Source organism: Planomonospora algeriensis (assembly GCF_977012225.1).
Map to the genome: position 1 here is coordinate 1 of NZ_CDRNDK010001038.1, position 639 is coordinate 639.

Annotated in this window: 1 pseudogene; it reads right to left on the reverse strand. The window is 79.7% G+C overall.

The features are described 5' to 3' along the window. A pseudogene (locus ACWJ6R_RS37665) lies at positions 1 to 265 on the reverse strand (hypothetical protein); the annotation flags it as partial. Between the last annotated feature and the right edge of the window lie 374 nt (positions 266 to 639).

A 639-nucleotide genomic window follows, 5' to 3' on the forward strand; every position in this document is an offset into this window, starting at 1 on the left:
CGGTGGCGTCCGCCCGGCCCGCGCCGGGGAGGTCCCTGGGCCACCAGGAGGTCCGGCCGGGCCGGCCTGCCGGCGGGCGGCGCCCGACCCGCCGCACGGGCTCGAAGTCGTCCCGCCGCTCCGGCTCCCGCCCCTCGGGTTCCTCCCATCCGGGCTCCTGCCGTTCCGGCTCCCGCCCTTCGGGCTCCTCCCGCGGTACGGCGGGCGGCTCGGACGCCGGTTCAGGGGTCCATCCGAGGAGGGCCTCGGACGCGGGCTCGGACACCGGTTCAGGGGTCCATCCGAGGGGAGCCTCGGCCGCGGGCTCGGACACCGGTCCCACCCACGGTCCGGACTCCGGGGCGGGCTCCGTTCCCGGCACCGTTCCGGCCTGCGGCCGGTCTCCCGGGTCGCCCTGGGATTCGCCCTGAGGTCTCCGGATGGGACGGGGAGGGCCGGACGCCACCAGCAGATCCGGCCGGTCCGCCGATCTCCGGGACGGGCGGGGAGGGCCGGACGCCACCAGCAGGTCCGGGCGATCCGCCGGTCTCCGGGACGGGCGGGACTCCGCTCGCGGTTCCGGCTCGGGAGCAGCGGAGGCGGAGGGCGAGGCGTACGGCTGGGCGTAGGGGCGGCGGCGGCCGGTGCCGGGGGCGGCCC